This window comes from Phytobacter massiliensis JC163 (genome assembly GCF_000321045.1).
GTDB lineage: Bacteria > Pseudomonadota > Gammaproteobacteria > Enterobacterales > Enterobacteriaceae > Phytobacter_A > Phytobacter_A massiliensis.
The window spans coordinates 855,960-865,222 of record NZ_HE578945.1; the positions used below are offsets into that span (position 1 = coordinate 855,960).

7 protein-coding genes are annotated in these 9,263 nt (G+C 61.1%); all 7 read left to right on the forward strand.

Going from position 1 to position 9,263, the window contains the following annotated elements:
• The first annotated feature begins 51 nt into the window (after positions 1-51).
• A complete protein-coding gene (gene tssK / locus ENTHG_RS04335) occupies positions 52-1,395 on the forward strand; it encodes a type VI secretion system baseplate subunit TssK (protein WP_044174021.1) in 1,344 nt (447 codons plus the stop codon).
• A gap of 14 nt (positions 1,396-1,409) precedes the next feature.
• On the forward strand, positions 1,410-2,648 hold the full coding sequence (locus tag ENTHG_RS04340) for a DotU family type VI secretion system protein (protein ID WP_044174031.1): 1,239 nt from the start codon (positions 1,410-1,412) through the stop codon (positions 2,646-2,648).
• A 2-nt stretch (positions 2,649-2,650) separates the two neighbouring features.
• Positions 2,651-6,265 (forward strand): type VI secretion system membrane subunit TssM, encoded by a 3,615-nt coding sequence (gene tssM, locus ENTHG_RS04345; RefSeq protein WP_044174043.1) that lies wholly within the window; start codon positions 2,651-2,653, stop codon positions 6,263-6,265.
• Positions 6,266-6,281: 16 nt separating this feature from the next.
• Positions 6,282-6,989, forward strand: a complete 708-nt coding sequence (gene tagF / locus ENTHG_RS04350) for a type VI secretion system-associated protein TagF (RefSeq protein ID WP_044174055.1) — start codon at positions 6,282-6,284, stop codon at positions 6,987-6,989.
• 12 nt (positions 6,990-7,001) lie between these two features.
• Positions 7,002-8,003 (forward strand): type VI secretion system protein TssA, encoded by a 1,002-nt coding sequence (gene tssA / locus ENTHG_RS04355; protein WP_044174069.1) that lies wholly within the window; start codon positions 7,002-7,004, stop codon positions 8,001-8,003.
• Positions 8,004-8,067: 64 nt separating this feature from the next.
• Positions 8,068-8,592, forward strand: a complete 525-nt coding sequence (tssB, locus tag ENTHG_RS04360; RefSeq protein ID WP_044174080.1) for a type VI secretion system contractile sheath small subunit — start codon at positions 8,068-8,070, stop codon at positions 8,590-8,592.
• Positions 8,593-8,595: 3 nt separating this feature from the next.
• On the forward strand, positions 8,596-9,263 hold a 668-nt coding region (locus tag ENTHG_RS04365; protein ID WP_044174089.1), incomplete at its 3' end, for a type VI secretion system contractile sheath domain-containing protein.

Here is a 9,263-nt window from a genome sequence, read left to right on the forward strand (position 1 = left end):
GAACGGGATTCGCGTCATTTCCAGATAGCGCATTCATAACAGGAAAACAGAATGAACAAAGCAGAAAAGGTCGTCTGGACCGAGGGTATGTTTCTGCGTCCTCATCACTTCCAGCGCGCGGAAAGCTACCTGCATCACCATATTCGTGAGTGGGGCGCGCTGCAGCGCCCGTGGCTCTGGGGCTTCCTTGACCTGGAACTGGATGAAACCATGCTGCGCCAGGGCTGTATTGCCCTGAGCAGCGCCAGCGGACTGCTGCCTGACGGCACCTTTTTCTCTTTCCACGATCCGCGCTACGCGCCTACGCCGCTTGCCATTCCCGACAACGTCACCAATGAGCGTGTCGTGCTGGCGCTCCCGGCGCGGCGCGGCGGCCGTGAAGAGGTGATTTTCAGCGAAGATAAAGAGTCGCTGGCGCGCTATATCACCTGGGAAGGCGAAGTGGACGATGATAACGCCATCTCCGTTGGCCCGGCGGCGCTGCAGTTCGGCCGCCTGCGCTTAAAGCTGATGCTGGAAAAAGATCTCACCGCCGAATGGACGGCGATGGGCGTGGTGCAGGTGCTGGAAAAACGCAATGATAACCACGTTCGCCATGATCCGGCGTATATCCCCCCGATGCTCAATGCCGCCAACAGCGCGCCGCTGTATACCATGATTAACGATCTGCAAAGTCTGCTGAACCAGCGCAGCCAGCAGTTTGCCCAGCGTCTGCGTCAGCCGGGCCGCTTCAATACCACCGAGATGGTGGAGTTTACCCTGCTGGCGTTAATTAACCATCACGTTGGGCGGGTCTCGCATCTGAAAACCATGCCGCTGGTGCACCCGGAGGAGATCTGGCGCGACTGGCTGGCCTTTGCCACCGAACTCACCACATGGACCGCCTCGCGCGCGCCGGACGAGGTGCTGCCGGTCTATGACCATGACAACCTGGCGGGCTGTTTCAGCCGCCTGATGATGATGCTGCGTCAGGGGCTGTCGCTGGTGATGGAGGAGCACGCCATCCAGCTGCCGCTCACCGAGCGCAGCCACGGGCTCAACGTCGCCACGCTGCCTTCGACCAGCATGGCCCGGGAGTTCGGCTTCGTGCTGGCGGTAAAAGCCAACGTGCCGGGCGAACTGCTGCAAACCCATTTCCCGGCGCAGATGAAAGTTGCCCCGGTCACCAAAATCCGCGATCTGGTTCAGCTCCAGCTTCCCGGCATGATGCTGCGGGCGATGCCGGTCGCGCCGCCGCAGATCCCCTGGCATGCGGGCTATAACTATTTTGAACTGGAAAAAGGCGGCGAACTCTGGAACGAGATGGAGAAATCCGGCGCCTTCGCGCTGCATCTGGCGGGTGAGTTTCCAGGCCTGGACATGGAATTTTGGGCCATTCGTAGCCCGAACGAATAAAGCGAGCGCAAGATATGCAGGAACAATACGCTAACGGCAGTGATGCCTCAGTTGCGGGCGCGAGCGGCAACAATCCGCTGGTCGCCGCCGCCAATCCGCTGCTTAACGCGATACCGCAGATTCGCCACTCCGTCTCCCATGACGATCAGGCGGGCCTGCGCCAACAGCTGATTGATGAAATTCGCCGTTTCGAAGTGCGCTGTCAAAAGTCCGGGCTGGCTTACGAAGTGATCGTCGGCGCACGCTACTGTCTGTGTACCGCGCTGGATGAGGCCGCGGCGCTGACCCCATGGGGAAGCCGCGGCGTCTGGTCCGGCAGCGGCCTGCTGGTCACCTTCCATAACGAAACCTGGGGTGGGGAAAAATTCTTCCAGCTGCTGGCTCGCCTGTCGCAAAACCCGCGCGAGCATATCGCGCTGCTGGAACTCATTAACTACTGCCTGCTGCTCGGATTCGAAGGGCGCTATCGGGTGATGGATAACGGCCGCACCCAGCTTGAGACCATCAAACAGCGTCTCTGGCAGATGATTCGCAGCGTGCGCGGCAACTACCCGCCGCCGCTCTCTATTCATCCGGAAGACCAGCCGGTGCTGCGCAAACTCTGGCGTCCGGTGATCCCCCTATGGGCCTGCGTGGCGCTGGCGGGCTTTATCGCCTGCCTGTTTTACATCGTGCTCAACTGGCGTCTTGGCGACAACACCAACCCGGTGCTGGCGAAGATCTACCAGACCACGCTGCCGGAAGCGGCCATTGCCGAGCCTGCGCCCGCTCTGCCGCCGGTTCTCAACCTGCGCGGTTTCCTCCAGCCGGAGATCAAAGCCGGTCTGGTGGCGGTGCGTGATGAGGCTGACCGCAGCGTGGTCATCCTTAAAGGCGATGGTCTCTTCGCCTCCGGCTCCACGGTGGCGCGCGACAGCTATGAGCCGGTGATTGACCGCGTGGCGCAGGCCATGAACAACGTCAGCGGCAAAATCCTGGTGGTGGGCTACAGCGACAACGTGCCGATCCGCAGCGCCCGTTTCGCTTCCAACTACGAGCTCTCCCTTGAGCGCGCGCGCTCCGTGCAGTCGCTGTTGCAAAAACATTTAAACCAGCCGGAACGCGTGAAAGCGGAAGGGCGCGGCGAGATGAACCCCATCGCACCCAATAATTCGGCGGAGAACCGCGCCCGTAACCGCCGTGTAGAAATAACGTTGCTGGTATCGCCGGAGAACACGGCAGCCGAACTGAACGGATTGCCACAAGGAAACTAAGGATGAATAGTCTGCTTTCAATTCTGACGAACCGCATACTGTGGGGTTTTCTTGGTATGACGGCGCTGGCGGCGGTTATCTGGATGATCGGCCCGCTGCTCTCCGTTGTCGATTCACGCCCGCTGGAATCTGAACAGAACCGCATTATTACCATCGCGGTGATGTACTTCATCTGGGTGCAGAGCCATATCATTCCGCGCCTTTACAACGCGTGGCTCAACCGCAAACTGATGGACAACCTGAAAAGCGATAACGCGCCGAAAGAGTCCGGCGATTATCAGCGGTTAAATAATGAAGAACAGATCCTGGCCGATCGCTTTGAAGAGGCGTCACAGATCCTCAAAAAGGCCCACTTCAACCAGCCGGGCCACCGCGCAGGGCATTTATCACAACGCTTTAGCACCCAGTACCTTTACCAGCTGCCGTGGTATGTGGTGATTGGCGCGCCGGGGGCAGGGAAGACCACCGCCCTTGTCAACTCAGGGCTGCAATTTCCGCTGGCGGATAAATTTGGCAAAACCGCGCTGCGCGGCATTGGCGGCACCCGTAACTGCGACTGGTGGTTTACCAACGAAGCGGTGCTGCTGGATACCGCCGGGCGCTATACCACCCAGGAGAGCGAGCAGGCGCAGGACGCCAGCGAATGGCTGAAATTCCTTGGGCTGTTGCAAAAATACCGCCGCCGCCAGCCGATTAACGGCGTAATAGTGACCATCAGCGTCGCCGACCTGCTTACCCAGTCTGCCGACGCCTCGCGCGAGCAGGCTATCAACCTGCGCAAGCGGCTAACCGAACTGCATGAACAGCTGGGGATTCGCTTCCCGGTGTATGTTCTGGTCACCAAGGCGGATCTGTTAAAAGGGTTCCGTGCCTACTTTGCCGGTTTTGATAAGTCCCAGCGTGACCAGATCTGGGGCTTTACCTTCCCCTGGCAGGAGGGCAAACAGGCTGACTTCGACCTGATGGGCCGTTTCACTCAGGAGTATGCGCTGTTGCAGCAGCGTCTGGACGCGGGCCTGCCTGATATTCTGCTGCGGGAAAGCGATCCCAGGGCGCGGGCAGAGTGTTATCTCTTCCCCCAGGAGTTCGCCGCGCTACGTCCGCTGCTGGGCGACTATCTGCAAACCCTGTTCGCCCGCTCCAATTTTGAAACCGAATTCTCGCCCCGCGGTATCTACCTTGCCAGCGGCACTCAGGAAGGGCTGCCGTTCGACCGGGTGATGGGCGAGCTGAGCCGTTCCCTTTCCCTGCCGGCCAACGGCGCGGCGAGCGAGAACTGGGACAGCGTCAGCAAAGAAGCCCCGGTGCCGGGCGGCAAAGGGCAGAGCTTCTTTATTAAAAACCTGCTGCAGAACGTTATCTTCCAGGAGGCGGGCATCGCCGGGGAGAACCGCTGGTGGGAGATGCGCAACCGCGCGGTCATGTGGGCCGGCTACGCCGCGCTGCTGGCGCTGCTGGTGGTCATTAGCGGTCTGTGGCTGACCAGCTACAGCAAAAATAAAGACTACCTTGCGGAAGTGGAAGCCAAAGTGCCCGGCATCTCCCAGCAGGTGAAAGCCCTGCGCGAACGTCCGGCGGGCGATCTTTTCGCGCTGCTGCCGCTGCTGAACAGCCTTTCCGCGCTGCCCCAGAGCGACAAGTTCGACGTTAACGATCCGCCGCTTACCCGCCGCATGGGTCTCTACCGCGGCTATGACGTCGCCGACGCATCCCAGGCGCTCTACCAGAAAGCGTTGCAGGAGCTGCTGCTGCCGGACGTGGCGACCCGCATCACCACCTGGCTGCGCAATGATAACGGCAGCGACGTGGAGTACAGCTACGAAGCGCTGAAAGCCTATCAGATGCTCTACCAGCCGAAACATTACGACGGCAAGTTCCTCCACTCCTGGGTGATGCTCAACCTGGAGCGCAACCTGCCGCAGAACATGACGCAGGCCCAGCTGCGCCGCCTGGAGTGGCATCTCTCCCAGCTGCTGGAGCCGCAGATCCAGTCGTCGCCTTTTGCCAAAGACGAGGCGTTAATCGCGCGTGAACAGGCGCTGATCAATCAGCAGCCGCTGGCGACCCGCGTCTATGGCCGCCTGAAAAGATTGCTGGCCGCCGATGAGAACCTCAAGCCGGTGTCGCTGGCCTCCCTCGGCGGCCCGCAGAGCGAACTGGTCTTTTCACGCAAAAGCGGCAAATCCCTGAACGACGGCGTGCCAGGGCTCTATACCCCGGACGGCTACTGGCAGCATTTCGATAAGCAGATTGGCCCGGTCACGACCGCGCTGCATAACGACGATGCCTGGGTGCTGGGCGCGCAGGTGAAGCAGGAGGCGCAGCAGGAGACGGACAACGCGGTGCGTCAGCTCTACGCCCGCGACTTTATCAGCCAGTGGGACAGCTTCCTTGCCGATATCGCGCTCAACAACAGCGCCAATCTTTCCCAGCGGATTAACACCGCGCGGCTGCTCTCCGGCAACAACTCGCCGCTGCGTCAGCTGGTGGTTAACCTAAGCCAGGTGCTGACGTTAACCCGCGAACCGGCGGAAGCCGGTGAGAAAAAAACGCAGGAGAGCAATGGCGCAAGCCGGACGCTGGAGGTGCTGTTCGGGAATAACGACAACGCCACCGCGCAGGCCGCCGCCGTCGCTCAGACGCCGGAGCAGCGGGTCACGGAACACTACGCGCCGATTATCGAGCTGGCGCAGCCGCTGGAAAAAGGCGGTAAAACCATTGTCTTTGATGACTTCCTGAAACAGGTTGACGAGCTTTACCGCTATCTCACCGCCGTACAGGACGCCGCCAACAGCGGTATGCCTGCGCCGGGCGGCGAAACCATCAGCCGTTTGCAGGCCAGCGCCGGGCGACTGCCGGGCGGTTTGCAGTCGATGTTCAGCAATATGGCGGTGGGAGCCAGCAGCGACACCCAGCGCCGGGAGCTGGAAAACGTCCGCAAACGCATCAGCGTCGAGGTAGGCGGCTTTTGCCGTCAGGCCATCGCCGGGCGCTACCCGCTGGTGCGCTCCGCCAGCAGCGAAGTGACCCCCGACGATCTGGCGCGGATGTTCGCGCCGGGCAGCGGCCTGATGGACACGTTTTTCCGCGACAACCTGACCAACAAGGTCGACACCACCCAGTCGCCGTGGCGCTTTATGCCGGGTATCGACGGTAAAACCCTGCCGGGTAGCGAAGGTTTGCTGGTGCCGTTCCAGCAGGCGCAGTCCATTCGTGACGCCTTCTTTGCCGGCGGCAGCGCCACGCCGTCGTTTCGTATGACCGTGCGTACCGTGCGCATGGACAATGAGATCCTGAACCTGACGCTGGACGTTGACGGACAGATCCTCCGCTACAGCCACGGGCCGCAGGCGGTGCAGTTAGTTAACTGGCCGGGGCCGGGCGGCACCAGCCAGGTACGGATGCAGCTTGGCCTGACCAACGGCACCACGGCGACGCTGGTGACCAATGGCGCGTGGGCGCTGAACCGCTTTGTTGATAAGGCGCGCGTCAGCCCCGGCGGCAGCGCGTTGAGCCGCCAGGCGACCTATAACGTTGACGGGCATCAGGTGACGCTGGAGTTTGTTCCCGGCAGCATTCGCAACCCGCTCCAGCTTCCCCGTTTCGCATGCCCTTAACCGCAAGGAAAGTCGAATGACGACGACAACTGCAATCAGCTGGTATGGCAAGTTGCCCAGTGCCGGCGACTTTCTCCAGCGCCGCTTTCCTGACGCGCTCCAGCGTCAGTGGTCCCACTGGTTTCAGCTGGGGCTAGTGAACTGGCAAAAAGAGCAGGAGCGCGCGACGGACAGGCAGTTCGGCAACGCGCCGGTGTGGAATTTTGTCGTTCCGCCAATGCTGGGCGGCCAGCAGGTACAGATGGGCTGCCTGCTGCCGGGCCGCGACAGCGTAGGGCGCCAGTACCCCCTGTGCGCGCTGCTGGCTATCAACCCGCTGGAGTGGTCGCCGCGCCAGCTGGCCCAGTCGGGAGACTGGTATCAGCAGCTGGGCAGAACGCTGCTGCACGCGGTGCGTAACGCCTTCTCCGCCGAGCAGCTCGATCAGGCGCTGCACGCCATTCCGCTGCCTCAGCCGGTAGAGCAGGAGAGCCGCTCCGAGATCCTCGACGTTATCGGCTACGAAGGCGACGGCGAACCGACGCTGGGCTGGCGACAGGCGGCGGAGTGCTTCGATCCTCAGCGGCAGACCAGCTTCTGGTGGACCAACCGCAGCGACGGCTACCCGCTCTATACCCATGTGCACAGCGGCAACTTTACCGGCCAGCTTTTCACATTGTTATTCGACCCGGCGGGGGGCGCACGTCCTGGCCGCCACGGTCTCTATCCTCCGATGTTTGATTAAGCGAGTCTGCGAATGACAATCGAAACTTTACTCGCCCCCGTCTCGCCAGCGCAGCCGTGCGGCGAGAACCTGGAGTACGACGCCGACTTTCAGGCGATGGAGCAGGCAAGCCTCGGCAAGGCAGAGCAGCAGTTTGGCGACACCATCATCCCGGCAGAGCCTGCCGACTGGACGCGGGTGGAAAAGCTGGCCGTCGCGCTGCTGGCCCGTACCAAAGATCTGCGCGTCATGCTGGCGCTGACCCACGCCTGGACACACCGTCGCGGGCTGGAAGGCTATGCCGAGGGGCTGTCGCTGCTCGGCCAGGGAATGGCGCTTTTCTGGGATGACATGTGGCCGTCGCTGATGGAGTACGGCGAGCCCGATCCTTTCTTTCGTATCAACGCGCTGGCGGAGCTTGGCGACAAAGCCGCGCTCGCCGCCACGTTACGCCAGACGGTTCTGCTTAAGAGCAACGGCGATGAGATTAACGTGCGCGACGCGCAGGCGCTGCTGGACGGCACGCGTCCCGACTGCCCGAGCTTTCCCGGCGGCCGCGCGCGGCTGGTAGATGAACTGTCGCGCCCGGAACAATTGGCCGCGGGCACGATGCAACAAATAGAAGGTCGCCTGCGCACCATTCACACCTTTCTGGTGGAGAAGCTGGATGAGAGCGGCGCGCCGGCGATGGATGAGCTGATCAAAACCGCCTCGGTGATTGCGAGCGTCGGGCGTAACGCGGAGGTGGCTGCGCCTGCCGAGGCGTCGGTACCGGCGTCGCCCGCGGCTACCCCAGCTTCAGCCCCGGCCCCGGTCGGCGACTGGCGCAGCGTACAAATCAACAATCGCGCCGATGCGCAGCTGATGCTGGAAAAGGTGAAAGGCTACTTTGCCCAGCATGAGCCAAGCCACCCCGCGCCGCTGATGATCGAGCGTGTGCAGCGGCTTATCGAACTGGATTTTATGGAGATCATTCGCGATCTGGCACCGGACGGCGTGAATCAGCTGGAAAATATTTTCGGACGACATTCGTGAGTTATGACGGCAGGTGCGACACCTGTCCCGACACCTTCACCGCGCATAATCGATGGAGAACATCATGGCATCAAGTAACAGTGGACAAAAGTTTATCGCGCGTAACCGCGCGCCACGCGTACAGATTGAATACGACGTGGAAGTGTACGGCGCGGAGCGCAAGATCCAGCTTCCCTTCGTGATGGGGGTGATGGCGGATCTGGTGGGCAAGCCGGTCGATAACCTGCCGGCGGTCGACGAGCGCAAGTTTATGGAAATCGACGTGGATAACTTCGATGAGCGGATGAAATCGCTCAAGCCGCGCGTGGCGTTCCAGGTGGATAACACCCTCACCGGCGAAGGCAAACTGAATGTCGATTTAATCTTCGACAGCATGGAAGACTTCCTGCCGGACGCGGTGGCCCGCAAGGTGGAGCCGCTGAACGCGCTGCTTGACGCCCGTACCCAGCTTTCCAACCTGCTGACCTATATGGACGGTAAAAACGGCGCCGAAGAGCTGATCGCCAAAATCCTGAAAGATCCGACACTGCTGAAATCCCTGAGCCAGATGCCCGATAAACGCGATGGCGAGCAGGCTAAGGAGGAGTAAACCATGAGCAACCCATCTCAACAGCAGGAACTGCAGCAGGGCGAGGTATTTAGCCAGGACGAATTCAGCGCGCTGCTCAATAAAGAGTTCCGCCCGAAAACGGAACAGGCGCGCTCGGCGGTAGAAAACGCGGTGCAGACGCTGGCGCAGCAGGCGCTGGCTAACACCGTAACCTTCTCGTCCGACACCTATCGCACCATCCAGAACCTGATTGCCGGGATTGACGAAAAGCTCTCCCAGCAGATCAATGAAATCATTCACCATGATGAGTTCCAGAAGCTGGAGAGCGCATGGCGCGGCCTGCATCACCTGGTTAACAACACCGAAACCGACGAAATGCTCAAAATTCGCTTTATGAGCATCTCCAAGCAGGAACTCGGTCGCGTTCTGAAACGCTATAAAGGCGTCGGCTGGGACCAGAGCCCCATCTTCAAAAAAATCTACGAAGAAGAGTACGGCCAGTTCGGCGGCGAGCCGTTTGGCTGCCTGGTGGGGGATTACTACTTCGACCACAGCCCGCAGGACGTGGAGCTGCTGGGCGAGATGGCCCGTATCGGCGCGGCGGCGCACTGTCCGTTTATTACCGGCACCGCGCCGAGCGTCATGCAGATGGAGTCCTGGCAGGAGCTGGCCAACCCGCGCGATCTGACCAAAATCTTCCAGAACACGGA

Coding starts and splice junctions, on each gene's coding strand:
- tssK (WP_044174021.1), top strand. CDS start 52: ATGAACAAAGCAGAAAAGGTCGTCTGGACCGAGGGTATGTTTCTGCGT.
- tssA (WP_044174069.1), top strand. CDS start 7,002: ATGACAATCGAAACTTTACTCGCCCCCGTCTCGCCAGCGCAGCCGTGC.
- tssB (WP_044174080.1), top strand. CDS start 8,068: ATGGCATCAAGTAACAGTGGACAAAAGTTTATCGCGCGTAACCGCGCG.
- tagF (WP_044174055.1), top strand. CDS start 6,282: ATGACGACGACAACTGCAATCAGCTGGTATGGCAAGTTGCCCAGTGCC.
- ENTHG_RS04340 (WP_044174031.1), top strand. CDS start 1,410: ATGCAGGAACAATACGCTAACGGCAGTGATGCCTCAGTTGCGGGCGCG.
- tssM (WP_044174043.1), top strand. CDS start 2,651: ATGAATAGTCTGCTTTCAATTCTGACGAACCGCATACTGTGGGGTTTT.